The following is a 26,339-nucleotide window of genomic DNA, read 5'->3' on the forward strand; positions in this document are numbered from 1 at the left end:
TGCCCTAATTACGAAGCATAAGTAGGCCGGGTTTCAAATTACTTAACCGCGAGCTCGCCTTTCTCTACAGCTTCCATTCTCTCGCGTTCACGTTCGAGGATCGGTTTTAAATAACGGGCGGTGTGAGACTCCTCTATATCAGCTACTTCTTCCGGTGTTCCTGTCGCAACGATTTCACCACCTCCATCGCCGCCTTCTGGGCCAAGATCAATAATATGATCCACCGTTTTAATAACATCAAGATTATGCTCAATGATGATGACTGTATCACCATTCTCAACGAGACGCTGTAACACTTGCATTAAGCGGCGAATATCATCAACATGAAGTCCGGTCGTTGGTTCATCTAAGATATAAAGGGACCTTCCACTTGTGCGCCGATGTAGTTGTGACGCAAGTTTTACGCGTTGTGCCTCGCCACCAGATAATGTCGTTGCCGATTGTCCAAGTTTAATATAACCAAGCCCTACATCTTTTAACGTTTGGATTTTCCGATTGATCCTCGGAATGTTTTCGAAAAAGTCTACAGCTTCATCAACCGTCATTTCTAATACATCCGCAATATTCTTCCCTTTGTAACGTATGTCTAACGTTTCACGATTATAGCGTTTACCGCCGCATTCTTCGCACAGTACGTATACATCGGGGAGAAAGTGCATTTCAATTTTTATGATACCGTCCCCGCGGCAATTCTCACAGCGGCCTCCCTTAACATTGAAACTAAAGCGTCCTTTTTTATATCCTCGCACTTTTGCTTCATTTGTCATCGCGAATACCTCACGGATGTAATCGAACACACCAGTGTACGTCGCAGGGTTCGAACGTGGAGTGCGTCCTATTGGGGACTGATCAATGTTGACAACGTAATCAAGCTCTCCAATCCCTTTAATTTCCTTATGGCGTGCCGGTTTTTCTTTAGCCTTATGCAAGTTTCGGGAAAGTGATTTACGTAAAATATCATTGATGAGTGTACTTTTTCCGGACCCTGAAACACCTGTTACCACATTTAACAGACCGAGAGGAATATCAACGTCAACATTTTTTAAATTGTTCTCCTTTGCGCCTTTTATCGTTAATGTCCGTCCATCAGGCTTCCGACGTTCTTTTGGCAGAGGGATGAACTTGCGTCCGGATAGGTATTGCCCGGTAAGTGAATGATCATTTTCCGTAATTTCTTCCGGCGTTCCCTGGGCAGTTATATATCCTCCCTGAACACCGGCCCCGGGCCCAATATCAACAATCTCATCCGCTGCTAACATCGTATCTTCATCATGCTCAACGACAATCAGGGTATTGCCAAGATCACGCATACGTTCAAGTGTACGGATCAAGCGCATATTATCACGCTGATGTAAACCGATCGAGGGTTCATCGAGAACATAAAGGACTCCCATAAGAGCAGAGCCGATCTGTGTAGCTAAGCGAATGCGCTGGGCTTCCCCGCCTGAAAGCGTGCCGGCAGTGCGGCTAAGGGTCAAATATTCGATGCCTACATTCTCAAGGAAACCGAGGCGATTCGAGATTTCCTGAATCACGAGGCGGGCAATTTGCATTTCCTTATCTGTTAGCTCCAAGGATTCTATATACGCCTTCGATTCACTGACTGCTAAGCCAGTCACCTCACCAATGTGCTTGCCATTTACGAACACAGCGAGAGCCTCATCCCGAAGACGATAACCCTTACAGGACGTACAGGCTTTACGAATCATATATTGCTCCATCTGTTCGCGAATATAGTCCGACGAAGTCCCATGATAACGCCTTGAGATGTTATTCAACACACCTTCAAAATAGATGGTTCGCTCTTTTACCGCCCCGAATTCATTTTCATGGCGAAAGCGGATACGCTCTTTTTTACTTCCATGGAACAAAAGCTGTATATCCTGCTTGTTTAACTGTTCAAAGGGCACATCCATATCAATCCCGAAGTGCTCACATACAGCCTCAAGAAGTTGCGGATAGTAATTTGAACTCGTTGGCTTCCATGGCTGAATGGCATGTTGACGCAGCGTTAATGTTGGGTCCGGGACGACAAGTTCTTCGTCGGTTTCAAATTTTGAACCAATCCCATCACAGGTCGGACAGGCACCGGAAGGGCTATTAAATGAAAACAGCTGTGGTTCTAACTCACCAATCGAAAAGCCGCAATACGGACACGAATGATGTTGACTAAACAACACTTCATCTCCATCTATAACGTCGATTAACAACCGCCCTCCAGATTGTTCCAAACCTGTCTCTAAGGATCCTGAAATACGAGATTCGACACCTTCTTTTATAATTACTCGATCGATTACCACTTCAATATTGTGCTTTTTATTTTTTTCCAGCTCAATGTCTTCAGACAAATCACGGATATCCCCATCAACACGAACACGGACAAACCCTTTTTTCTTTAATTCTTCAAAGATTTTTGCATGGGTTCCTTTGCGGCCGTTTACAACCGGGGCAAGAATTTGCATGCGCGTACGCTCAGGATAATCCATCAATTGGTCGATCATTTGCTGTACACTTTGGGAAGTGATGCGAACCCCATGGTTCGGGCAAAACGGAACTCCGACACGTGCAAATAATAACCGTAAATAATCGTAAATTTCCGTAACCGTGCCCACCGTCGAACGAGGGTTTTGGCTAGTTGTTTTTTGATCAATCGAGATCGCCGGAGATAACCCTTCAATCGAATCAACATCTGGTTTATCCATTTGCCCAAGAAATTGACGGGCATAGGATGAAAGGGACTCCACGTAACGCCTTTGCCCCTCTGCATAAATGGTATCGAAAGCAAGTGACGATTTCCCTGAACCTGATAATCCTGTGAAAACAATCATCTTGTCGCGAGGAATGGTAATATCGACATCTTTAAGGTTATTCGAACGTGCACCTTTAATGCTTATATTTTCCAAGGCCATAGGTACGGTCATCCCTTCATTTTATTACCCGCTTCACGATGTTTTTTTACCTTTTAATTCAATAAGGGTATCACGAAGTTCGGCAGCACGTTCAAAGTCAAGCAATTTTGCCGCTTCCTTCATCTCGTCTTCTACTTGGGTAATTAATTTTTCTTTCTCGTCCTTCGTTAAGTTTTTATCTTTCGGTGCTACATAGCTTTCTTGATCCTCAGCAGCGACGGTTGCCTGTATGGTTTGCGGCACTGCTTTTTCAATCGTTTTCGGTGTAATTCCATGTTCTTCGTTGTATGCCTCTTGAATACTGCGGCGCCGGTTCGTTTCGCTGATCGCAACTTCCATTGAGCGCGTTTCTTTATCCGCATACATAATAACTTCACCGTTGGCATTACGGGCGGCACGACCCATGGTTTGGATCAGCGATCGTTCTGCGCGCAAGAATCCTTCTTTATCCGCATCTAAAATCGCCACAAGGGAGACTTCTGGAATGTCCAGCCCTTCCCGGAGGAGATTAATGCCCACAAGGCAATCAAATTCCCCGAGGCGAAGCTGTCGAACGATTTCCAGCCGCTCCAACGTCTTAATGTCCGAGTGTAAATATTTAACCTTAATCCCGACTTCTTTCAAGTAGTCAGTCAAGTCTTCGGACATTTTCTTCGTCAAAGTAGTGACGAGCACGCGCTCACCCCTTGATTGACGTTCGTTAATTTCACCAATCAAATCATCAATTTGACCTTCAATCGGTCTCACGTCAACCTTTGGATCAAGCAGACCCGTCGGCCGGATGATTTGCTCAACAACTTCGGGCGCTTTTTCTTCTTCATAAGGGCCGGGTGTTGCCGATACATATACAGCTTGTGATAACCTTTTTTCAAACTCCTTAAACTTCAGAGGACGGTTATCCATGGCCGATGGAAGACGAAATCCATGATCAACCAACACCTGCTTCCGAGCCTGATCTCCGTTGTACATACCCCGGACCTGAGGAAGCGTCACATGAGACTCGTCCACGATCATGAGAAAATCATCCGGAAAGAAATCCAGGAGTGTATAAGGTGATTCACCAGGTTCGCGAAACGTTAAGTGGCGTGAATAATTTTCGATACCTGAACAAAAGCCCATTTCCTGCATCATTTCAATATCATAACGTGTACGTTGTTCAAGACGCTGTGCTTCTAACAATTTGTCCTCTTGTTTCAATTCCGCAAGACGTGTTTCCAATTCCTTCTCGATATTCACAATCGCTTTTTTCATTTTTTGCTCGCGGGTAACAAAGTGAGAGGCTGGGAAGATGGCCACGTGATTCCGTTCGCCAAGCACTTCACCGGTCAAGGCATCGACCTCGGTAATACGATCAATTTCATCGCCAAAAAACTCGACTCGTATACAGTGTTCATCACGAGAAGCTGGGAAAACCTCGACGACATCCCCCCGGACACGGAAGGTCCCTCTCGTGAAGTTGATATCGTTACGATCATATTGAATATCGACAAGCTCATTGAGTAACTGGTCTCTGCCTTTTTCCATACCGGTTCGAAGTGAAACGACAAGCTCCCGGTATTCCTCCGGCGAACCCAGGCCGTAAATACAGGAGACACTTGCAATAATGATGACGTCATCACGTTCAAAAAGTGCGCTCGTCGCAGAGTGGCGTAATTTATCAATTTCATCGTTAATACTCGCATCTTTTTCAATAAATGTATCAGACTGAGGGACATAGGCTTCAGGCTGATAATAATCATAGTAGCTGACAAAGTACTCGACAGCGTTATTTGGAAAAAATGACTTAAACTCGCTGTATAGCTGGCCAGCAAGCGTTTTATTATGGGCAATGATTAGCGTGGGCTTTTTTACTTCTTGAATGACATTCGAAACTGTGAACGTTTTCCCAGTTCCTGTCGCCCCTAACAATACTTGATGTTGCCGTCCGGCTTTGATCCCTTCGACGATCTTCTCTATTGCTTTTGGTTGATCGCCCTCAGGCTGATAGGCTGATTCAAGTTTAAATACTTGCTCCATCAGCAAATCCTCCTTCATGTAACGTTCCATTCGTATATTTCTATTATATCATAAACAAGTAATGAACGAACATTCTTTCGCTCAACCCCTCGTAGCCATTCATAGACAAAAAGCCTCCCGAGGGTGGCTTCGTTTTAGGGTGCCACTTTTCGGAAGGTCCTATGAACAATATATTTACCCTGTTCGTCGGGCGAAGACATTCTCTTCTTTATTAGGATGCAAAAACAATAAACCTAGTTCATGGTGCTGATTGTCATAAATCGCCGCTCTTTCAACACGGGGCTCACCTTCGTTATCAATGACTTCGACATGGGCATATGCTGAATTAATTTGTAAGTTGTGATAAAAACTCCATTCATCATTCACACTTTCCTGATGCACTTTTGTGATGACTTCTCCGGGTAATAACCCCATTTTTTCAGCAGGTGATCCGGGCATCACCCCAAGGATGACAACACCTTCTGTTCTTGGGACAAAATACACCGGTTTTTTTCGATCGCTTCGATATTCATAGAACTGCAAGCACAATCTACCTAGAATCACAGCTAGTAAAAGCGGGAAAGCAAGCCATGGCTGGTAAACATATACCAGTACTCCAACTGACACGAGAATGCCTAGCCTCATCAACCTCGTTCCAGCCTCTTTCACTTTTGTAACCATCAATTGACCAATGACTGTTTGCTGAACACCTATCAGAAACGGTAAAACTAACATAGAGACCTCATCTGTTACCGAGAGAAGCGGCCACCAGCCTTCAGTAGCAAACGTTTCGCCAGGAACAAATAAGCATACGGGCACAAGCCAAAGTCTGTCCAGACGTTGGCCTCCGAGCCACTTCCCTCGTGAACTGCGTAAGCGAATCGGTGAAAATTGTTGTCGCTTGCCCTGGCTCCGGACGAGCACTCCTTCCACCACCAAGAAAACGGCGATCAATATAAGCACAGGTAGGGGCGCTATTGACAGCTGCTCCAACAGCCATCCATCAGCGACCGTATTCCCAGCTGCTGAAACATACTCCGTAAGCAAATAAGTAAGCAGATATGCGACCCCAAGCGCGTAAGCCGGAGAAGCAAATCGGGCGCCACCGACTAAGATGAGTAAAAGATAGATGACCCCCGCTATGATGATATACCCAGGCGTGAGCATGACCCCTGTAACGACGGTTATGATTGAGATTATAAAACCCGCTAACAACCCTGGCAATAACCGGTGAAAGAGGTCATCCCCCATACTGCCAAGCGAAGTATGAAACATTTTTCTTTCTCTTTTTACCCGGCGATAGCCGATCCATAGCATTGCCAATAGACCCACATAAGTTAACGGGTGAATAAAGAAAATACCAATTCCAACTACTATATCGATAAGCCAATTTTGCATACTTGTTCTCCTTTTGGAATCCACTACTCTAACGATAGTACATGATTAAGCATTTTGCTAGATCAAAAAGAAAATACACCCACTTTTGCGGATGTATTTCGACAAATATTTTGTTTTTCCTGCGAATTTCCAGTGCTGAAATGAGGAATTATGACGCTTCATTGACTAAATGATCAATGGCTGCATTTAACTGTCGGTCATTTTCCGGATCTTGGATTTCATCAACGATCGCACTATGCAAGCTTTGGGCGGTTTCTTCATCAATTTCTCCGCTTTCTTCTAAATCATACGATTGCTGAAATGCAGTTACTGCATTTTCGGTTTGCTCGTCATAGTACCCGTCTGTTCTTCCTGGTTCAAATCCAAGCCCTTGCAGTAAGTTTTGCGCGCTGCTCACCTGTTCATTGTTATCATCAATCGTTAACGTTTCATCCACCGCCAGTGCAGTTGTGTAGAAGTAGTCAGGTTGAGTGACTTCAATGGTCGGTTCCACACCTTCTTCGTGAATATTATTCCCATCTGACGTTAACCATCGAAACATCGATAAATTCATTTCACTTCCATCAGCAAATGGATACGCTTGCTGAACAGTTCCTTTGCCAAAGGTGGTTTCGCCAATCAGCTCATAATCACCCGCTTCATGAAGCGCCGCTGCTAAAATCTCTGACGCTGATGCACTTCCCTGATTAATCAGACCAGCTATCGGGTAATCTTTCTCCTCTGAAAGTACGGAAGGTGTAATGTTCACATCCCCATTCGGCTCTTCAATCTGAACAATCGGTTCACCTTCTGGAACTAATAGGCTTCCAATATCCTGCACACTATTCAGGTACCCCCCCGGATTACCGCGAACATCGACAAGTAATCCGTCAATACCCTCCGATTCCAAAGCATCTAATTGTTCTTCAAATTCTGTGGCTGTATCTTCTGAGAAGGAAATAATCTCAATCAGACCAATCGTTTGGCCATTCTGTGTGATCGTTTCGCTTTCTACTGTTTCCATTGGAATTGGCTCCCGCTCGACTTCCACTTCAAATGGTTCAGAAGCTGATGGCCGCCCGATCGTGAGGACAACGGACGTCCCCTCCTCTCCGCGAATATCCATCACAGCTTCATTTAACGTTTGATCTTCGGTGGAGTTACCGTCAATTGCAAGGATTTGATCATCCGGCATCAAGCCAGCTTCCTCAGCGGGGGAACCCTGAACGGGAGAAACGATGGTTACAGTGTCATTCACCATGTTAACTTCGGCACCGATGCCCTCAAATTCGCTACTTAAAGACTGCTCAAATTCACTAGCGGTTTCCGGATCCATATACACGGAATAGGGATCATCCAACTCTTCGATCATACCTTCGATGGCACCTTCAAATAAGGCTTCATTGTCAACGTCTTCCACATATTGTTCGGATATCAGATCATACGCCTCATGTACTTTGTCCCAGCCTTCTTCAGTCGTCGGCTCAGTACTGTTATCATTCGATTGCGGGGCAGCATTTGGACCTGGCTCCTCTTCACCAATGGAAATTCCTGCAATTACGCCACCGGCGCCGGCAATCATGACGGCTGCTACTACAATCACTAGCCATTTTCCGCTTGCATTCATACCCGTCCCACCTCGATCTATGCTTATAAACTTAAAAGCGCCGTCTTGCGAACGCCCCACTAATTCTATACGAGCATATGAAGCACTCGTTTGATTATGCCTTTATTCTTTCTCCCATTTAAACACATTTTCCTGAGCAGAACAAAAGAGACACGTACAACCAGGTTCTATAAATTTTGTCAGCGTATTAAAAATCAAGCGAGAAGCCCCTCTCACTCGACCCTTTCTAATGGATATAGTTCATCGGATCAACGGAATGACTCTTAGAACTGTTCCAATCCCCTTCATGTACTTCAAAATGCAAATGAGGGCCGGTTGAACGTCCGGTGTTCCCCATAATACCGATTTGTTCTGAACGGCTGACCTGATCCCCGACAGAGACACTGGACGTGGCAAGGTGGGCATATAACGTTGTTAATGTCTGACCGTCAACCTGGTGTGTGATTATGACCGTTTTACCATAACCTCCCATATACCCTGCATAGCTAACTTCGCCAGATTCAGCCGCAACAATGGGTACGTTCGAGCGACCCCCTTGACCAATATCGACCCCATGGTGCATGCTCCCATTTCTCATGCCATACTGAGAGGTGAATTCACCTGTTGCCGGCCTTGCCAATGACCCGCTTTCATCCCCATCACTGCTTTCAGCTTCACTTGCACTCGCCGTTTCCACGGGTGAAGAAGAACTGGATTCTTCACGATTACTACTCGTCTCGTCTTCCGCTTTCGAATTCGCTTGCTCGGCTTTTTCAGCACGTTCAATTTCATTCTTTTTGGCAAGCTCTTGCTGGCGTAAAATCTCTTCTTCATCTTCTATCTCTTCAAGCTCATCAAGCAGCTGGTGCTCATCTTCATCGAGACCGGCCATTACAGTTTCTTTTTCTTTCATTTGCGCTTCCAAGTTCGAACTCAATGTTTCGAGTTCATCAACATGAGATTCCAAGGTTACTAGATTATCTTCAACCGCTGTTTTCTTCTCTTCTAATAATTCATGATCGGCAATATGTTCATCGAGAATTTCCTGATCTTGTTCGGCAATAGTTGAGAGGGCACGAACTCGATCAATAAAGTCACCGAAACTTTGTGCTCCCAGTAATACCTCAATGTATTCAACAGTCCCACCGCCGCTTTTATACATTGTTGTCGCTCGTTCCTTTAACAATTTATCCCGCTTCTCAATCCTCTCTTCAATCTGAGAAATTTCTTCATCTAATTGCTCCAGCTCTTCTTCGACTGCATCGACCTCCGCTTCCTTTTCTTCGATAGCTGTAACGGTCTCAGTCATTTCTTTATCCAATGCCTCAATCTCTTCCTTAATCTCCGCCTGCGCTTCTTCAACAGCTTTTAAATCTTCCTCTTTCGTTTCTATATCATCTTCAATATTTTCTTGGGACTTTCGGATTTCTTCTAATTCCTCTTCCAAGTCGCCATTCGCTTCGGCTTGTCCAATCATGACCGCCCAACTCGATAGCCCCAACATGAACGCTGCCCCGAGCAGCAGCTGTTTTTTGACCTGCATCCTCACGTTCCCCCATTAGCTTCTGTAACCTACACTTGTAAAAACTTACGGACAGACATTTGGCTTCCCCAGATCCCCACGATAATGCTAAGTCCAATTAGTAAAGCAGACACTTGCCAAACGAGCGGAAATGGTTCAAGCATTGTAATAAATGGCATCTGCGTTGATAGGAATTCATACAAATAAACATAACCAGTAACAAGGATAGCTATAGGAGTAATGGCTCCAATGATACCTATCAGCAAACCTTCAATAAAAAATGGAAAGCGAACGAAACGATTCGTTGCTCCAACGAGTTTCATAATTTGAATTTCGTCACGTCGAGATATAATTGTAAGTTTAATCGTGTTGGAAATCAGGAAAATAGTAGTGAACAACATTCCTAAAATAAACACGCCGCCAATAATGCGCACATAATTCGTAACAGTAAACAGTTGTGTAAGGATGGAAGCCCCATATTCAACCGTCTCAATTTCTTCTAAGCGATTCACTTCGGCTGCAACATTTTCTGTCAGTTCGGGGTCGCTCGCTTGAATGACCAGTGCATCGTTAAACGGATTCTCATCACGGATGCTTTCGTATACCTCTCCCTCTGAACCAAGGCTATCAATAAATTGATCCAAACCTTCTTCACGATCAAGGTAACGAACTTCTTCAACTTCTGAGGCATTTGCGATTTCTTGCATCACATTTTGCTGTTCGTCACTGTCCGTATCCAATTCCAGAAAGGCACGAATCTCGACTTCGTTTTCAATTGCTGATATGAAGCTGTTCGCGTTTAGCATCAACACGCTAAAGGAGCCGATAACAAAGAGCAGCATCGTTACGGCGCTGATGGTCGCAAAACTCATCCATCCGTTTCTTCCGATATTTTTCAAGCCTTCTCTCATATGCCTGGCAAATGTTCTACGCTTCATAGCCATATGCCCCTCGCCATTCGTCTCGCACGACTCTCCCGTCGTCGATCGCTATTACACGCTTTCTCAAATTATTGACGATATGACTATTATGGGTAGCCATAACAACCGTTGTTCCACGGTTGTTAATTTCCTCAAGAATACCCATGATACTCCAGGCCGTTTCCGGGTCCAGATTCCCTGTTGGTTCATCTGCAATAAGAATAGCCGGATGATTCACGATCGCCCTGGCAATCGCAATCCGCTGCATCTCTCCCCCGGATAACTCACTTGGGTAAAAGCGCGCTTTATCTTTTAAATGAACGATATCGAGCACTTCCATTACCCGCTCTTTTATGCGATTCGCCGGTGCTTCGATAACTTCGAGCGCAAATGCGATATTTTCATACACGGACATTTTCGGGAATAGTTTAAAATCTTGAAAAACAACTCCTATTTTTCGACGTAAATAGGGAATTTCTTTTTCGGTTAAGTCACCCAGGTTTGTACCATTCACATGAATGCTGCCTTCCGATGGCTTCAACTCGCGAATAATAAGCTTGATGAACGTTGTTTTACCCGCTCCACTAGGACCGACAACATAAACAAACTCTTCTTTTCCTATATGTACATTGATGTTGTTCAAGGCTTGAACCCTGTTCGGGTATGATTTTCTCACCCTTTTCATATCAATCAAAAATCTCACATCCATAGAAAAAATCCAAATTATGAGGGATAATGACAAAATCCTCATAAATTCACTTCCGTATTATATCATTTCTATTCATTCATTAAAGTTACAATTTGATTTCATCGCATGCAAAAACGTCCAACCCCCCAAATGAACGTTAAGATATTCTCTTCACCGTTTGTCCCCACGTTTCCAGCGGTGAGCCAAGACGAAGCGTCCGCCCCTAGTAATCTCGAGCGTATGAAACATGAAGATAAGGAACCAAAAAAAACGCCCTGTCTCACAAGTGTGGGACAAGACGCGCTCTTTCCTTTTTAACCTGCTTCTTCTTCTACGTAATCGGCAACGGCTTCCGCATCATCGCCGGTAACAATATCCGCAGGCATCGATCCTGGTCCTTCTTCAATGGCTGCCATTACTTCGTCCGAATCATAGCCATCTAGTGCTGGACCAGCACCACCTTCGAAATCACCGCCGTGGCAGCTCAAGCAGTTGTCCTCATAGAGTTCCATGCCGTCTCCAGCCTCTGTGGTTTCACCGCCATTATCTTCTTCGGCACCATTTCCGCCTCCATTGTTATCACCAACAGGCTCTTGTTCTTCACCTGCCTGCCCATTGCATCCACCTAAAATAAAGGCGATACTACCGAGGATTAGCAAAGATTTTTTCATACATGAACACCCTCCTCCCTTTCGGGTTTCCGCATACAATCAACACGGTCCCGTTTATTATACACGAATTCATCCATTTTAAACCATGGTTAGGTACTTATTGGAATGAAAGTGCCCGCCGAGCACCTTCCGGTCACCTCGGTCGATTCGATTTAAAATGGCTAACTATATTTTCCCCTGTTCTATCGGAAATATGAATCATATCTAAAATACGTTGGGTAAATTCCGGTTGACCCCCGTACAAATCGAGCTGCCCACTCATAATGGGCAGCTCTACCTTTATCTTTTCATCGTCGCTCGTAAATAGGCATCAATAAACGTGTCAATGTGCCCATCCATAACAGCACCTGTATTGCCAACTTCATAATTGGTGCGGTGATCTTTCACCATGTTATATGGATGAAACACATAGGAACGAATTTGATTCCCCCAGCCAATTTCACCCTGATCGCCACGCAATTCATCGATTTCCTTTTGTTGGCGCTCAAGCTCTTGCTGATATAGCCTTGCTCTTAACATCTTCATCGCTTGTTCACGATTCTTTATTTGCGAACGTTCATTTTGGCACTGAACTACCGTGTTCGTTGGAACGTGGGTAATGCGCACAGCAGAGTCTGTGGTATTGACATGTTGACCGCCTGCACCACTCGCCCTGTACGTATCTACTTTCAAATCCTCGTTTGAGATATCAATTTCAACATCGTCATCCATTTCTGGCATGACTTCACAAGAAGCAAACGAAGTATGTCGGCGCCCGGATGAGTCGAAAGGAGAAATACGTACGAGACGATGGATTCCCTTCTCCGCCTTCAAGTACCCGTAAGCATCCTGTCCAGAGATCATAAGAGTGACACTTTTAACACCCGCTTCGTCTCCGGGTAAATAATCGAGTGTCTCCACCTTGAATCCCCGTTTATCCGCCCAACGCGTATACATACGCAGAAGCATTTCTGCCCAGTCTTGCGACTCCGTACCACCTGCACCTGGGTGGAGTTCAAGAATCGCGTTTTTCTGATCATGAGGATCGGATAGCAACATTCGGAGTTCGTACTGGTTAATTCGCTCAGACAGCTCGCGAATACCATTTTCCAGATCCACCCGTAATTCCTCATCTGCTTCTTCTTGTAATAGTTCTTCGGTAACCTTTAAATTATCGAGCCCTTCTTCTAGTTCACGGAATGTATGCACGGTATCCTTTAGGGCATTTATCTCATCAATGACTTTTTTGGAGGCCTCCGGGTTATCCCAAAATCCAGGAATGGTCATTTCCTCTTCAAGGGTTTTAATCCTGTCTTCTTTTGTTTCGAGGTCAAAGAGACCCCCTGAAATCCGCTAAACGGCTCGTCATTGTCGCTAATTCATTTTTAATTTCTGCACTATCCATACGAACTCACCTCTTAATATTTCCAAACAGACTGTCAAGAAGTCAACTTTAGGCTCCATGGCAATGTTTGTATTTCTTACCGCTGCCACACGGGCATGCGTCATTTCTGCCTGCTTCTTTCACTTTCCGGACAGGCTCTTTTTTCTTGTCTTCTTCTTTGTTGTTATTGCCATGAACTGCTTGTGATTGACTTTCATCGGCAACCGCTTCACGTTGGATGTTATTGCGAATACGAGATTTCATAACGTAACGTGACACTTCTTCTTCGATGCTTGCAACCATGTCTTCGAACATGTTATAGCCTTCAAAGCGATACTCACGCAGAGGATCGTTCTGCGCATACGCCCTTAAGTGAATACCTTGTCGAAGCTGATCCATCTGATCAATGTGGTTCATCCATTTGCGATCAACCGCACGCAGCATAATGACTTTCTCAAACTCGCGCATTTTCTCTTCGCCGATCTCTGCTTCCTTCGCTTTGTAATTCGCCTCTACTTGTCCGTAAACTAACTCCTGAATTTCCTCAGGCTCTAACCCATACAAATCATTCTGGGTGACGTCACCGTTAAAAAGCACGGTTGAGTTCAGTTCAGCAATAAGACCCCCAATGTCCCAGTCCTCAGGAACCTCTTCTTCGGGTGTGAAGCGCGCGATCGTCCGCTCTACGACGCTCTTCATCATTCCTAGTACAATCTCTTGTAAATTCTCGGATTCCAAAACGTCCATGCGCTGTTTATAGATAATATCCCGCTGTTCCCGCATGACATCATCATATTGAAGAATCTGTTTCCGTGAATCGAAGTTATGACCTTCTACTCGTTTTTGCGCTTGTTCAACAGCCCGGCTAACGAGACGGCTCTCCAACGGACTGTCCTCTTCCATGCCTAATTTATCAAGCATTCCCTGCATGTTTTCAGAGCCAAATCGGCGCATCAATACGTCTTCCATCGATAAATAAAATTGAGACGCACCCGGATCTCCTTGACGGCCAGAACGACCGCGCAACTGATTGTCGACCCGTCGGCTTTCATGCCGCTCTGTACCTATGACAAAGAGACCGCCTAACTCTGGAACTCCCTCACCTAATTTAATATCTGTACCGCGGCCGGCCATGTTCGTTGCAATCGTCACGGCATTCTTTTGCCCTGCATTTTTAATGATTTCTGCTTCATTCGCATGATTTTTCGCATTTAAGACGTGGTGAGGGACTCGCCTTTTCTTTAACAATCCAGAAACATGTTCCGACGTGTCAACACTGGCTGTACCGACGAGAACTGGCTGTCCAGATTTATAAAGTTCTTTAATATCATCGGCAACTGCTTTGAACTTAGCATCCTGGGTTTTATATATAAGATCAGCTTTGTCTTCTCTCATAATCGGTTCATTCGTTGGAATGGAAATCACGTTCATATTGTAAATATTACGGAATTCCTCTTCTTCTGTTTTTGCCGTCCCCGTCATACCAGAAAGTTTTTGGTACATTCTAAAGAGGTTTTGAAATGTGATCGAAGCAAGGGTCATACTCTCTTTTTGAATCGGGAGCTCCTCTTTCGCTTCAATGGCTTGATGAAGGCCATCTCCGTAGCGACGGCCTTTCATAAGACGACCGGTAAACTGATCAACAATAACAACATTACCATCTTCGACAACGTAATCGTCATCACGGTTCATGGCACGGTGCGCTTTAAGCGATTGGTTAATCAGATGAGTGAGCTGCACATTTCCTTGATCGAACAGATTGTTAATCTTAAAGTAGTTTTCAGCTTTGTTCACACCTTTTTCGGTTAGGCGCGCATTTTTGGATTTTTCTTCATACGTGTAATCCTCATCTTCATCTAACAGCCGCACGAAACTATCGGCTTTTAAGTACATATCTGTCGATTGTTCAACGGAGCCAGAAATGATGAGTGGTGTCCGCGCCTCGTCAACGAGAATCGAATCGACTTCATCAACGACTGCGAAATGAAGCTCACGTTGTACCATTTGCTCCTTATAGAGCACCATGTTATCACGTAGATAATCAAAGCCGAACTCATTATTCGTTCCATATATGACATCACAGGCATAAGCTTCTCGCTTCTCCTCTTTTGACATACCTTTTTCGTTGATGCCCACGGTTAAGCCGAGAAATTCGTAAAGTCGGCCCATATCCTCACTGTCACGACGTGCCAGATAATCGTTTACCGTGACGACGTGAACGCCTTTTCCAGTCAAGGCATTTAGATAAATGGGCATTGTGGCAACAAGCGTCTTCCCTTCCCCGGTTTTCATTTCAGCTGTGTCACCATGATGAAGCACAATCGCCCCCATAAGCTGTACAGGATAAGGGGTCATTCCCAAAACGCGGGTAGATGCCTCACGTACCACGGCATAAGCCTCAGGCAAGATGCTTTCCAAATCCTCGTCGTCCTCATACCGGGACTTGAATTGATTTGTTTTCGCGGCCAAATCTGAATCTGAAAGTAACTTCATTTCATCAGCATAACCTTCAATTTCATTTACGGTTTTTTGCATTTTTTTCGTCTTGCGTTGGTCAGTATCACCAATGACCTTTTTTATTAAACCGATCATTCTACAATCATCGTCCTCTCACGCTTCATTGATGGTTGGTAAACCTTAACGCTTTTGAGATTCTTCATTCCATGTGATTTCTTTACAGTATAATCTATTTTATCAATTTGTCCCCATTGTTACAAACGACGAAACTGCCCAAACGTAATAAATAAAAGAAAAATCCGCTCATGAAAAAAGCTCCCCATCTGAGCTGATGGGGGCCTTATAGTGTGTACATTTTTATGCTTCGGGTTCAATTAAACCATAGCGTCCATCTTTTCTTCGATAGACCACATTGGTATCACCATTAACTGCGTTTGAGAAAACAAAAAAGGAGTGGCCAAGCATATCCATTTGCAAAACTGCTTCTTCTGCGTCCATTGGTTTGAGATTAAAACGCTTCGTTCGTACAAGATCCACTTCTGATTCATTCTCATCCGTTGTCCAGCCGTTTTCTAATTGTGTGACACCCATTTCGTTTTTGAAAACGTCTTTCGTACCACTTTGCCTGAACTTACGGTTCACTTTCGTTTTATGCTTACGGATTTGTCTTTCTAGCTTCTCTACGACGAGATCAATGGCCGCATACATATCCTGGTGATCCTCTTCGGCACGTAGAAGAAGTCGAGACATGGGAATCGTCACCTCAATGCTATTTTGCGTATTTTGAGAATGCATTTTGACGTGAACTTCAGCAACCGGCGGGGTATCAAAATACCTCTCTACCTTGCCAATCTTTTTCTCCACATAGTCTCGTAATGATGGTGTTACCTCCATGTTTTCGCCACGGATATTGTAATTCATCATCCAAACTCCTCCTTTCAGGTGTCTATACCTTCTATATTCCTCTTTTATATCCCTGCTAAAACGACAAAATTTTGACAAACTGAATTTTATGTTTACAATTGCAGTTGTATATAAGGTGCATCATTATTTTTATGAAACGGTTTCTTAATTAGAAGTGCGATTCTATAAACCCCTCCTTCTTTGCTGCTAATTTTCACAATGAACCACATCTTTTCTTACCCTGCTCAAAAATCACCTTTAACATTCATAAACATACCCAAGTTCATTCTCGCTACGCAGGTTTCAGCCTCTGACACAAGCTGACCGCTACATAAGTAACCCCTCGTTATTCAACGACACGGTAGCCGGAGACCCCCAGTACACATAGTTATTTTCCCGACTTTATAAAGCACTTTTCTTGCACTAAATTTTGCAAAAATCAAATAATGGAAAACCCGTTTTTTATGTTAGATCACGTATTTACAATACCTTAATAGCAATATTTGTCGAATGGATGTTGATTATTAAAAAACAGTCGTTTGGCAAAACGATGAGGGTATGGTTCACTAAATCATACGATAGGATCACGCCCCCTCAACCCCCCGTAACAAAACCTTCTCCCGGATTTTCTTCTAACATTTCCCTGAGCCTCTTTACCTTTTTCTTCGGGTCGTGATCCTCCATAGACTTCATAAGGCAGAATAAAACATCCTATGATAAAATATAGATAGATATATTTTGGGAGTGAATGGAATGAAGTTTAAGTACTGCTTTCCACTACTATATGTAACGCTATTATTATGCGCCTGTAATGGTCAACAGCAGCCCGAAGAAGAAGCGGGTAATATTCCAGCTGACAACGATAACGGCGAGCAACACGAGGAAATAGGCGATTCAGAAACAGAAGGGGATCCAGGAGCAGAAGAAATTCTAGAAAGATCCGTTGAAGCGATGAGCGAAGTATATAGCTTCGCCCTCCGTATGGAAACCATACAGGAAGTTCATTTCAATGGTGGAGGATTCAGAACAAAAACCGAGTCAGAGAATGAAGTAACTACGGAACCATTCGCATATTACGAAGATACGACAATGGTTGATGAAGACAATGATGAAGAGATACACATGGAAACATATTTTACTGAGGAAGGTTTTTTCACTCACGTTGATGAATGGGTTAAATTCCCAGCAGATGTAGAATCAGATATCAGGGGATTATCTGAGTATCAACAAAACCCCGAACAATATTTAGAAATGCTTACAACTCAGTTAGATACCGATAGCTTGGAGATTGAGGAAAATGAAGATCACTATACGATTACAGTAAGAGGCCATGATGAAGGAATGTTGGAAGTTGCCATGTCAATAATGGAAAATCATGATAACGGCATGGGGATGATTATCGACGACATTATGTCGGTTGTTGATGTGAATGAAGTCATTTATGAAATTGTTATCGATAAAGAGACGCACTATTATCAAGAGTTCAATGCAAATGTTGACATGAACATTGAGGTAGAAGAAGGGGAAAGCGTTACCTCCCAGCAAATCATTTCCACTACTTACGAGTCATTCAATGAAATTAATGAGATCACCGTCCCTGAAGAAGTTATAGAAGATGCTGAAGAAATTAATGTCGAGCAAGAATTAGATCCAGAACCCGGGGCGGGAGCAGAAGAAGAGTAAGTTGCCCTGTTAGCTGATATGATTTCCGCTGGCTGACAGCTACTTCCCGCAGATTGAGGGTCTCTAAAAGTCGAATTGCCTCATTCCTAAAAAGCCTGCTGCCTCCTAAGCATCAGGCTTTTGGCTTTGTACGTCGTCAAGAGCGGATTGAACGATCATTTGCCAACGTTGAAAAGCAGGCAACACCGTTTTTGTCATTTGAGCGATTTTATTCATAGGATCAGAATTAGCAGGAATGTTCTGAGCAGCATAGACTTCCTGTTGAAACTGATTCCATTCCCGCACCCGATCTTCCTGCTGACCAAACACAACGTGCATCGTCAGATTATCTTCGCCAAACCTTTCAAAACCCGCGAGCATGTCACTTAATAAGCGGTCTCCTTGCTCTTCATGTTGATCCCGATAAAATTGTATAACCGTCTGCAAACCTTCAATAACCGTTTCCATCCAATCATAATAACGGCGGATGAAGCGATATTGTTTTGCTGTTAATGATTCCATATCAGCTGCTCCTTTTAAAGGTTGTTCAAAAAGTCCGGGAAAATAGCTTTCGTATCTCTTCGTCGTCTTGCTTCTAAAGCTCCTCACGTATGAAGATCATATCCTCGAAAAACAAACCCACTTGTCCTTCGGTGAGATGTGAATGCTTTCGTGGTGCAAACAGGATGCTCGAAGCTACGTCTTGTCGGCTACTCGGCTCTTGTTATCCTCCTTTTTGAACACGCACTTTTATGATTTATTCTCCCACTTCGTTTCATTAAACGTTTATTTAACGTAAAAAGTAACCCTGAAGTAGGCCGAAAATTGCTTTCCCTATAATTTTAGCAGAAACAAAGTACTCAGACATGATAATAGATGGATAGGATCATTAAGACGAACATCTAAACCCCTATCGGACGTGGGGTCTCACGTATCTTATTAAAACCCCAGAAATACAAGACGCATTACCAAGAGGGATCGAGGGTTGAGTCAAGAAAGAAAAACGATTGTTACATTCGATGTTTTTCATCCTCTATTACAAGCCTTTGCACAAAAAGAACATGACAAGTTTTCGCCATGTTCTTGATACTCTCAATTCTTCTTATCAAAATATAAACCTTCCACAGAGGGTGCATTATACGAATATATGTACTTCGTTTCAGCGCTTTGTTGCATGCGGGTTTGTTGCAAGTCTCGACCAATCTCCGCTTTTACCCCCTTAATCTTTTTTTCGATTACTTCATTCATTGCTGCAATTTCATAAAACTGGGCCTGTTTCTTCTCTCCTTCATTTATCACTAGGGTTGCGAGCTTCAACGCGCGTTTTTCTAATAAAAAATCAATGATATCAAGGTAATCACTCCTAGCATCATCCTTATTTGGGAGCGGATGTTCTAGATGTTCAGATAATTGCTGTGTTGCATTATAAATGGAATCAAGCGTTGACATTATACGTGCGCACCCGAGGCAAAACGATGTTTACGGTCGATCTGTATAACCTCAAGCCAAGTATCACGAAAGCTATTGATGATACTCTTTGCCTCTTTAAGGGCTTTAACATCGTTGTGTACGTTTGCACGTACAAGCGCATCATATGCAAAATCATATAGTTGAAGCATTTGCTGTGTTGTCTCATCTTCTATTCGCAATGTTACCATGAGCTCTCGGATAATCTTTTGCGCTTTTGTGATATTCACGTTTGTAGCTTCATAATCACGACTTTCGAGTGCCCCTTCGGCGAGTCGAATGAATTTGAGACACCCATTATACAGCATTAAAGTCAATTCCCCAGGTGATGCTGTTTGAAACGAATTTTGCTTATACACGTTTTGCTGTTGAGCTGTCCCTACACTAGGAAACTTCATCTCTATTTTCTCCCCTTCACATCATATGATTTCCACCGCTCATGAAGTTCATCAGCATCCCCATTTGCTCATTTGCTCGGGCGATTGCCTGCTCCATTTGAGAAAATTGACGATAATAACGATTTTCTTTTTCATCTAGACGTCGATCAAAATCCTTCATACGATCTTCTAGTTGATTCATTTCACGTCCAATCACAAATTGATGAGGCTGGCTGCGGCCATTGGAACCTCCGGCTTGCTGGGAAATCGCTTCTCCCATATGACTTAAGGTTGCTCGTAAATTCTGGGCAATACCGTCTTCTGCCTGGGAAAAAAGTTTAAATGCTCCTTCAGGATCACCTTCAACAACTGAACGCAGTTTTACTTCATCAATGTTCAACTTGCCATTCTCCCGGAAATCATTGGACGTGGTGATCCCCAAGTCACTTAAATGATTAATGTCTGAACCTTCCACATCCACTGTTGCATAAAGGTTCAAACGTATCTGACTCATAAAATTCCCTAATTGACGATCTTGACTGAGCAGTCCACGCTGGGCCTGTTCGTCCCAAAGCTCTGCCTCATATTCAGACAGTTCATTGCGTTGTTGATCAGTAAGCGGTGGATAATCACGGTTTCTCGTTTCCATCAGTTGACCATGAACCTTCTCCACCAACTCGTTATATGTATCAACAAATTCCTGTATATTTTCTACGATCAAATCTGTATGAATCGAAGAGGAAACCATAACCTCCTGTTCGAATTCATCTTCCAGCGTCACGGTTAGATTTCCAATGGAAAACGTGTTCGATTGTCGTTCTGTTCTCATGCCGTTCACTGTAAACTCGGCATTTAGCGCCCCTTGATCTAGATTATTATCTAATTTGAGAAAGTCGGTAAAAAAATCGCCTTCGAACGTCATTTCACTGTTGCCCTCTCCGGCCTGATAAAAAATCCCCGTTTCCGTCCGGGAAACAGAAACTTGATCGGTATACTCATCATAAAAGGCATTAATACCGATTTCACTATTATTGAAGGTATTGAGGGCATTTTGCAGGCTATCTTCTTCGGTAATAAAGTCTTCGTGGCGAACTGGCCCTCCCTCATTACTATAGGTTTTCATACCAGCAAACATGAAACGCCCATCGGTGTCATTATCAACATATTCAACTTCAACCCGAGTACCGTTTGCAACAGGTTCAGTGAAAGTGAGCACTTGTTCATCAGGTTCAAGGTAAACCTGCCCCTCGCTTGGATCTTCATCCATAACGATTTCATAAGTCTTTCCATCCACACGTACGATCATCGGGTGTTCACGGTTCATATCATCTCCTTCACCGAATGAGAAAGACGTTGTCTTGCCATCCCCACGAACGATATCCGTCTGAACGGTCCCCTTTTTCCACTCCAAGCTATCAATGTCGCCTAATGACTGCGAAGCACCAAAACCGTTATTTTCAACACTAATAGCGTCTGTGCTGTGAGTCGTGGCCGCACGCGCCAACTGCTCTACCCCCGAAATTGTATATTGCGAATGGCCGGTGCCAGAAGAGGAAGTCACCGATACCATATCACTATTGGACGAGGATCCTGTACGCGAAAGAAAACTGCTCGGAGTTAAAAGATTATCAAATACTTTATCGTCGAACGAGCTTACCTGTGTATTCAATTCCCGGTAGGCTTCCACCTGCCAACCTTTAAAGGTTTGCTCTTGTTCATACCTATCTCGTGGGACACGCTCAGCTTGCATTAAATCAGTAACCATCTGCTCAATATCCATACCTGAAACCATACCCATCACTCTCATGTTTTGTCACCTCGTCAATAAGTACGTATCAAAAAATAGCCGAGTCGGTTGAAAAGGCTTAAGCTCTCGGAACACAAGCTAGATGCTACCCGATTCCTTACATGAAGAGAAGAAATGGTTCTTCTTAAACATAGTATTAGGGAAATCATCGTCCGCTAACTCCCCCAATGGAGGTTGGCGGACGAAATCATCCTGAATAAACTCTTGAGCGTGTATGTCTCTTTCTTATTATATCGGTTTTTATATACCAATCTTTAACGAATCTATTAGAAAAAACCTTCATCGATGACTAATCAATTCTTTATGCTGCTGAATGAATACCTTTTAGTATGTTTACTCTGGAATATTTGGGCCTTTATTTTGATAGCACCACTTTTAATAAGACTATTTATCTATTATAATGAATTAAAAACAATGGAATAGGGAGAAATATCTCATGCTGAAATGAAATTGAGGATAACGGGGGATCGAGTGACTGAAAAGACGATGGCGATTTTACCTAAAGGAGAAGGTTCTTTTAATATATGAACGTAAACAAGCGGTACTTAACGATCATGAGAGACATTACAAATTATTCGCCGATCCTGTTTAGACGGGGGTTGGTCCTTTGAAGGAAGGGTTCAAGCCGTACGTTACAAAACGGAAATATCAAAAAAGGTACCACTTCCCATCAATAGTCTGCAAATTTATGCGCACTCCCAACATCTGGTTTACGTCATTCGAGTGTTTCCGGGTCTTTTATCATCGTATCTCTAAAATCCAAGCTTCAAAGCTCAATAAGGGTTTTAGCGAATTTTACTCTCACGACCCGCAATGCATCATTGTAAAACAAAAGCCCGTATTCATTGCAGAAACAATTGCAACGTACAGGCTGGGTGATTTCGCTATTTCTCAGTCGCTAAATAACCATAGTGTAACCAGTCTAATTCAATGACCCGTTTTACTGCATGTGTACGGTCATTCGCCTCGATTTTTCTCGTTAACTGGCTGACGTGATTATTGACAGTAGAGACGGATAAAAAGTCGTCCTCTGCGATTTGGCGGTTACTTTTTCCTTTGAGAATCGCGTCCAAAACGCGGCACTCTGAAGCCGTTAAACGTACTGAAGCTTTTGCATAATCCAAGTAAAGCGTATCTTCATTCTCTTCGTCGACGGAATAAGGCTTATCTGTTTTCATATCATAATAGGTTCTTAACGCCTTTACCAGTTCCGTCTGTAAAAGGGGATCTACATATGTTGAATACATGCTCGCAACAGAAAGGTGTTGGGCAATCTTTCGGGATGATTGGTTGATTGAGAATAAGGTTGTTACTTCTGATTGAACGACTTTTTTAAGTAGTTCAGGTGCCTGTTCCGGTACTACTGCACAGACACGATAATAGGTTGATAAATTATGTAATAGGTCGCTTTCCAACAAACGAAAACTTTCATTCTTTGATAATAAAACGACCCCATTTCTACTCTTAGGTCTCTCTTCTGGTAAATATTCATGAAATTCTGTATTGTAACCACTTGAACTAAGTGCAGTTAGTAGAAATTCATCATTTCTCTTTCCACCTAATTGCAGCCATAGAAACGGGTTTAAGATCAAAGCACTACCCCCTGTGCGATTTCGTGTCATGCTCGTCATCACTGGTCCACTCCTTCATAATGTACAGATTAAACAAACGTTTATTTAATAAAACGAATTAAAAATGAGCATGACTTTAGCATTGATATTTATACGGAAACCTTTTCCATTATATACAAGATTATCAATAATTGCATAGACCGGCAAGGGACAATAATCATTACAAAAAAGAAAAATGATTACATGTATATAGAATGACTACGAATTGTGACGATTTTAACGATTTTAATCCTCCTCCACAGCAGACGATCCTTGAAAAAGAAGAACATTTCGTATGAGAAAATCATGAAAAGACAAGACTTTCGATTCGATTAATAAGGTAAAGGTTCAAAAAAGAATCCAATAAATAAAGCAACTAATATTAGTATTATTATCCCAATTCCATAATAACCCCGTTAGGGGTGATGCCCCGAGAGAATTGTAAATCCTAACCCCTTTTTCTTTGGAAACTCCATTCGTAACCCTGCATTTGCCATCATCTAAATGAGCATCAAATGGATTTTTTCTTTTTTGGTTTCAAAACTCTAAACCTTTATCATATTTTCCCTCCCTAAAAAATAAAGCAAACCCGAATGGTTTGCTCCATGCTAGACTAACGTAAAAAGTCAATCAGGTTCGGCTGTATGATGCGTGCCCCCGCTGAAAGTGCGGCTTGATGTACACTTTCTTGTGTAATAAGATCGGTAATAACTGCCGCCATATCAACATTTTCATTGTCCGACATTACTTTCGTAGCAATTTCTTTCTGTTCAGACAAACGATCTTCAATCATTTCGACCCGGTTTATACGAGCACCGAGTTGAGCTTCCGTACGCAATACTTCATCCAAATGCCCATCAATTGTTCTTAAAAAATCATCGAGTTCTCTATCAGATGTCTCCGGATCACGGAGGTTCCTTTCTAATTCTTGTAAATCCCTAAACATTTCTGCACGAAACAATTGATCAGCATTTACATTGATCGGTACCTCCACACCGTTCATCAGTTCGACGTTCAACAAGTCTGTGTGATCAGGAAATTCCTGAGTATCAAGATTTACCGGTGGGTTTGTCGCATCCGTTCCATTGAATATGTAGTTATTGTTCACTTTTGTGTTAGCCAAGTCTTCAATGTGTGAAATGAGCTGCTTTACTTCTTCAGCCATATCTTGCCGTTGAGCTTGGTCATACGTATCGTTCGAGGCTTGCACTGTAATTTCCCGGATTCGTTGTATGGTTTGGTTAACTGTATAAAGAGCGTTATCTGAGCTTTGCATCCATAAATTCGCCACAGAAGTGTTCCGTTGGAATTGGTCGATCTCCCGTAATTCTGTACGATAACGCATCGCATTTGTGGCCAAAACTGGATCTTCAGAGGGGCGGCTAATTTTCGTTCCCGTGGAAATTTGCTCTTGCAATTTGGAAAGCTCACCATAGTTATTTTGAATATTGCCTAGAGTTTGATTTGAAATCATTGATTGTGTTATCCGCATGTTGTTTCCCCTTTTCTCACCTAGATCTAGCGGCCGACAATCCCCATTTTGTTGATAACCGTATCGAGCATTTCATCAATCACCGTAATGTTCCGGGATGCTGCGTTATATGCATGTTGAAATTGAATCATATTTATCATTTCTTCATCGAGTGAAACACTACTTACCGATTGCCGATTCACCTCCATCGTATCTCGGCGGATTGCAGAATTCTCATACATGCGGCGTGCTTCATTTACACCGACAGCCACTTCACCAATCAAGCTTTGGTATTCGGATTCGATGCCGGAGTTTCCTTTGACGTTGGCTAGGTTCAATGCGTTGGATCCATCACCGGGGTTTTTATTCTCGGAAGCGGCGATGAGGCTCCTATCATCCATAATGTCCTCATTGATATGTATACCTTCCTCAGCGAAGATAAAGAAATCAAGCCCTTTATTTCCATTTAAATCAGTTCCCTCGTGATGAGCTTTATTAAAATCATCAATGAACCTCCCCATCATATCCTCTAGCTTCCCGAGCATCTCTGGGTAATCCCCCATAACTTTCTCATCTTCTTTATAACCATAAGCATCAACAAGAGCTCCAAGTTTACCGTTATGGTTCCCTAAAAAATCTATGGAATCTTCACCAAAACTGATGCTTGACACCGAACCATTATTACCATTTGTTTCTACATGTAAAAGAAAAGGGTCGCTTTCTCCTTTACCATCCACAATCGCTGCTTCATAGCCGAATCGATTTCCGCCGTTATCAATTGCATAGATCGATATGTTACCTTCAGCAGCAGGATGTGCATGATCTACAGGTTCTTCATTGACGACTTCAATACCTATGTACTCGGACAGTTCATCCACCACTCGATCACGCTGATCATAAAGATCATTCGGGACTTGACCTTGTGCTTCTACTTGAATAATGTCTTTATTTAACACATGAACTTGCTCGATAAGCCCATTTATAACATTCGTCGAGATATCGATCTCATTCTTTATCCCGCGCTGCACCTCTTCAAGAGATTCCATCATATGGTTGTATGTATCAGTTAACGCTTTCGCTCGCTGGACAACGACTTCTCTGGTGCTAGCATCATTAGCATTTGCCGCCAAGTCATGTAGCGACCCCCAAAATTCATCCATGGCTTCTGATAACAACCCTGAGGCTGATTGCTCGTTCATAATATCTTCCATGCGCTCTAATGATTCGAGCTTTTTTTCCCAGTAACCCGCGTTTGTACTTTCACCACGATACTGGGCATCAATAAAATGCTCACGAACACGTTGGACCGAGTCCACATCCACTCCTGTCCCCACTTGTCCTGATATGGAGGGAGCATTCCTCCCTTGAGCTGGAAACGCCTGCGATGCGTTAAAATTCACACGTTGACGAGTATATCCTTCAGTGTTGGCATTGGCAATATTGTGGCCGGTTGTTCTTAATGCTGATTGCTGGGCCATTAACCCTCTATAAGCCGTTTGTAATCCATGAAATGTCGAGGTCATTTTCCGCTCCC

The 26,339-nt window shown here is 43.2% G+C and carries 20 protein-coding genes; 2 read left to right on the forward strand and 18 right to left on the reverse strand.

Annotated features, from left to right (window positions below):
- Window positions 1-38: 38 nt before the first annotated feature.
- The 11 genes from uvrA to hpf all read right to left on the reverse strand — a co-directional run bounded on the left by uvrA (window position 39) and on the right by hpf (window position 16,429).
- Window positions 39-2,909 (reverse strand): excinuclease ABC subunit UvrA, encoded by a 2,871-nt coding sequence (gene uvrA / locus HNR44_RS11410; RefSeq protein WP_184404404.1) that lies wholly within the window; start codon window positions 2,907-2,909, stop codon window positions 39-41.
- A 33-nt stretch (window positions 2,910-2,942) separates the two neighbouring features.
- Window positions 2,943-4,925: an excinuclease ABC subunit UvrB gene (gene uvrB, locus HNR44_RS11415; RefSeq protein ID WP_184404406.1), complete on the reverse strand. Its 1,983-nt coding sequence runs from the start codon at window positions 4,923-4,925 to the stop codon at window positions 2,943-2,945.
- A gap of 174 nt (window positions 4,926-5,099) precedes the next feature.
- Window positions 5,100-6,302 (reverse strand): PDZ domain-containing protein, encoded by a 1,203-nt coding sequence (locus tag HNR44_RS11420; RefSeq protein ID WP_184404407.1) that lies wholly within the window; start codon window positions 6,300-6,302, stop codon window positions 5,100-5,102.
- A gap of 148 nt (window positions 6,303-6,450) precedes the next feature.
- Window positions 6,451-7,908: a S41 family peptidase gene (locus HNR44_RS11425; protein ID WP_184404408.1), complete on the reverse strand. Its 1,458-nt coding sequence runs from the start codon at window positions 7,906-7,908 to the stop codon at window positions 6,451-6,453.
- Between the two features lie 226 nt (window positions 7,909-8,134).
- Window positions 8,135-9,430 carry a murein hydrolase activator EnvC family protein gene (locus HNR44_RS11430; RefSeq protein ID WP_184404409.1) on the reverse strand — a complete coding sequence of 432 codons (1,296 nt, stop codon included), beginning with the start codon at window positions 9,428-9,430 and terminating at the stop codon, window positions 8,135-8,137.
- Window positions 9,431-9,459: 29 nt separating this feature from the next.
- Window positions 9,460-10,347, reverse strand: a complete 888-nt coding sequence (ftsX, locus tag HNR44_RS11435; RefSeq protein WP_184404410.1) for a permease-like cell division protein FtsX — start codon at window positions 10,345-10,347, stop codon at window positions 9,460-9,462.
- Window positions 10,337-11,023 carry a cell division ATP-binding protein FtsE gene (gene ftsE, locus HNR44_RS11440; protein WP_184404685.1) on the reverse strand — a complete coding sequence of 229 codons (687 nt, stop codon included), beginning with the start codon at window positions 11,021-11,023 and terminating at the stop codon, window positions 10,337-10,339. Before ftsE ends, ftsX begins: the two co-directional genes overlap by 11 nt.
- Before the next feature lie 308 nt (window positions 11,024-11,331).
- Window positions 11,332-11,688 carry a c-type cytochrome gene (locus HNR44_RS11445; RefSeq protein WP_184404411.1) on the reverse strand — a complete coding sequence of 119 codons (357 nt, stop codon included), beginning with the start codon at window positions 11,686-11,688 and terminating at the stop codon, window positions 11,332-11,334.
- 279 nt (window positions 11,689-11,967) lie between these two features.
- Window positions 11,968-13,072, reverse strand: a protein-coding gene (prfB, locus tag HNR44_RS11450; protein ID WP_184404412.1) for a peptide chain release factor 2 whose coding sequence is annotated in 2 segments (ribosomal slippage) — window positions 11,968-12,999 and window positions 13,001-13,072 — 1,104 coding nt in all. Because the reading frame shifts where the segments join, the coding sequence is not laid out codon by codon here.
- Between the two features lie 48 nt (window positions 13,073-13,120).
- On the reverse strand, window positions 13,121-15,643 hold the full coding sequence (gene secA / locus HNR44_RS11455) for a preprotein translocase subunit SecA (RefSeq protein ID WP_184404413.1): 2,523 nt from the start codon (window positions 15,641-15,643) through the stop codon (window positions 13,121-13,123).
- A gap of 222 nt (window positions 15,644-15,865) precedes the next feature.
- Window positions 15,866-16,429, reverse strand: a complete 564-nt coding sequence (hpf, locus tag HNR44_RS11460; protein ID WP_184404686.1) for a ribosome hibernation-promoting factor, HPF/YfiA family — start codon at window positions 16,427-16,429, stop codon at window positions 15,866-15,868.
- Between the two features lie 735 nt (window positions 16,430-17,164).
- Between hpf and HNR44_RS11465 the strand changes: the two genes are divergently transcribed.
- Complete coding sequence (locus HNR44_RS11465; protein ID WP_184404414.1) at window positions 17,165-18,094, forward strand: DUF6612 family protein; 930 nt, start codon at window positions 17,165-17,167, stop codon at window positions 18,092-18,094.
- Between the two features lie 105 nt (window positions 18,095-18,199).
- Here the strand turns inward: HNR44_RS11465 and HNR44_RS11470 are convergent, their stop codons facing one another.
- From HNR44_RS11470 to fliD, 4 genes are all read right to left on the reverse strand, one after another.
- Complete coding sequence (locus tag HNR44_RS11470; protein ID WP_184404415.1) at window positions 18,200-18,595, reverse strand: DUF8042 domain-containing protein; 396 nt, start codon at window positions 18,593-18,595, stop codon at window positions 18,200-18,202.
- A gap of 570 nt (window positions 18,596-19,165) precedes the next feature.
- Window positions 19,166-19,522 (reverse strand): hypothetical protein, encoded by a 357-nt coding sequence (locus tag HNR44_RS11475; RefSeq protein ID WP_184404416.1) that lies wholly within the window; start codon window positions 19,520-19,522, stop codon window positions 19,166-19,168.
- Window positions 19,522-19,938, reverse strand: a complete 417-nt coding sequence (gene fliS / locus HNR44_RS11480; protein ID WP_184404417.1) for a flagellar export chaperone FliS — start codon at window positions 19,936-19,938, stop codon at window positions 19,522-19,524. Before fliS ends, HNR44_RS11475 begins: the two co-directional genes overlap by 1 nt.
- A gap of 16 nt (window positions 19,939-19,954) precedes the next feature.
- Window positions 19,955-21,724, reverse strand: coding sequence for a flagellar filament capping protein FliD (gene fliD / locus HNR44_RS11485; protein ID WP_184404418.1), 1,770 nt, complete (start codon window positions 21,722-21,724; stop codon window positions 19,955-19,957).
- A gap of 573 nt (window positions 21,725-22,297) precedes the next feature.
- On the opposite strand from fliD, the gene HNR44_RS18110 reads away from it, so the two are divergent.
- Window positions 22,298-22,480: a hypothetical protein gene (locus HNR44_RS18110; RefSeq protein WP_425489456.1), complete on the forward strand. Its 183-nt coding sequence runs from the start codon at window positions 22,298-22,300 to the stop codon at window positions 22,478-22,480.
- A 128-nt stretch (window positions 22,481-22,608) separates the two neighbouring features.
- Here the strand turns inward: HNR44_RS18110 and HNR44_RS11495 are convergent, their stop codons facing one another.
- From HNR44_RS11495 to flgK, 3 genes are all read right to left on the reverse strand, one after another.
- The gene (locus HNR44_RS11495; protein ID WP_184404419.1) at window positions 22,609-23,355 is read right to left on the reverse strand and encodes a response regulator transcription factor; all 747 of its coding nucleotides are present in this window, start codon (window positions 23,353-23,355) and stop codon (window positions 22,609-22,611) included.
- A gap of 592 nt (window positions 23,356-23,947) precedes the next feature.
- A complete protein-coding gene (flgL, locus tag HNR44_RS11500) occupies window positions 23,948-24,826 on the reverse strand; it encodes a flagellar hook-associated protein FlgL (protein ID WP_184404420.1) in 879 nt (292 codons plus the stop codon).
- A gap of 26 nt (window positions 24,827-24,852) precedes the next feature.
- Window positions 24,853-26,328 (reverse strand): flagellar hook-associated protein FlgK, encoded by a 1,476-nt coding sequence (gene flgK, locus HNR44_RS11505; RefSeq protein ID WP_184404421.1) that lies wholly within the window; start codon window positions 26,326-26,328, stop codon window positions 24,853-24,855.
- Between the last annotated feature and the right edge of the window lie 11 nt (window positions 26,329-26,339).

Origin of the sequence: Geomicrobium halophilum (assembly GCF_014207655.1) — a bacterium.
Classification (GTDB): domain Bacteria; phylum Bacillota; class Bacilli; order Bacillales; family Marinococcaceae; genus Geomicrobium; species Geomicrobium halophilum.

What these genes read in the sequence shown, in the direction of transcription:
- uvrA (WP_184404404.1), bottom strand. Translation starts at nt 2,909, where the DNA reads ATGGCCTTGGAAAATATAAGCATTAAAGGTGCACGTTCGAATAACCTT.
- uvrB (WP_184404406.1), bottom strand. Translation starts at nt 4,925, where the DNA reads ATGGAGCAAGTATTTAAACTTGAATCAGCCTATCAGCCTGAGGGCGAT.
- HNR44_RS11420 (WP_184404407.1), bottom strand. Translation starts at nt 6,302, where the DNA reads ATGCAAAATTGGCTTATCGATATAGTAGTTGGAATTGGTATTTTCTTT.
- HNR44_RS11425 (WP_184404408.1), bottom strand. Translation starts at nt 7,908, where the DNA reads ATGAATGCAAGCGGAAAATGGCTAGTGATTGTAGTAGCAGCCGTCATG.
- HNR44_RS11430 (WP_184404409.1), bottom strand. Translation starts at nt 9,430, where the DNA reads ATGCAGGTCAAAAAACAGCTGCTGCTCGGGGCAGCGTTCATGTTGGGG.
- ftsX (WP_184404410.1), bottom strand. Translation starts at nt 10,347, where the DNA reads ATGAAGCGTAGAACATTTGCCAGGCATATGAGAGAAGGCTTGAAAAAT.
- HNR44_RS11445 (WP_184404411.1), bottom strand. Translation starts at nt 11,688, where the DNA reads ATGAAAAAATCTTTGCTAATCCTCGGTAGTATCGCCTTTATTTTAGGT.
- secA (WP_184404413.1), bottom strand. Translation starts at nt 15,643, where the DNA reads ATGATCGGTTTAATAAAAAAGGTCATTGGTGATACTGACCAACGCAAG.
- hpf (WP_184404686.1), bottom strand. Translation starts at nt 16,429, where the DNA reads ATGAATTACAATATCCGTGGCGAAAACATGGAGGTAACACCATCATTA.
- HNR44_RS11465 (WP_184404414.1), top strand. Translation starts at nt 17,165, where the DNA reads ATGAAGTTTAAGTACTGCTTTCCACTACTATATGTAACGCTATTATTA.
- HNR44_RS11470 (WP_184404415.1), bottom strand. Translation starts at nt 18,595, where the DNA reads ATGGAATCATTAACAGCAAAACAATATCGCTTCATCCGCCGTTATTAT.
- HNR44_RS11475 (WP_184404416.1), bottom strand. Translation starts at nt 19,522, where the DNA reads ATGTCAACGCTTGATTCCATTTATAATGCAACACAGCAATTATCTGAA.
- fliS (WP_184404417.1), bottom strand. Translation starts at nt 19,938, where the DNA reads ATGAAGTTTCCTAGTGTAGGGACAGCTCAACAGCAAAACGTGTATAAG.
- fliD (WP_184404418.1), bottom strand. Translation starts at nt 21,724, where the DNA reads ATGAGAGTGATGGGTATGGTTTCAGGTATGGATATTGAGCAGATGGTT.
- HNR44_RS11495 (WP_184404419.1), bottom strand. Translation starts at nt 23,355, where the DNA reads ATGACGAGCATGACACGAAATCGCACAGGGGGTAGTGCTTTGATCTTA.
- flgL (WP_184404420.1), bottom strand. Translation starts at nt 24,826, where the DNA reads ATGCGGATAACACAATCAATGATTTCAAATCAAACTCTAGGCAATATT.
- flgK (WP_184404421.1), bottom strand. Translation starts at nt 26,328, where the DNA reads ATGACCTCGACATTTCATGGATTACAAACGGCTTATAGAGGGTTAATG.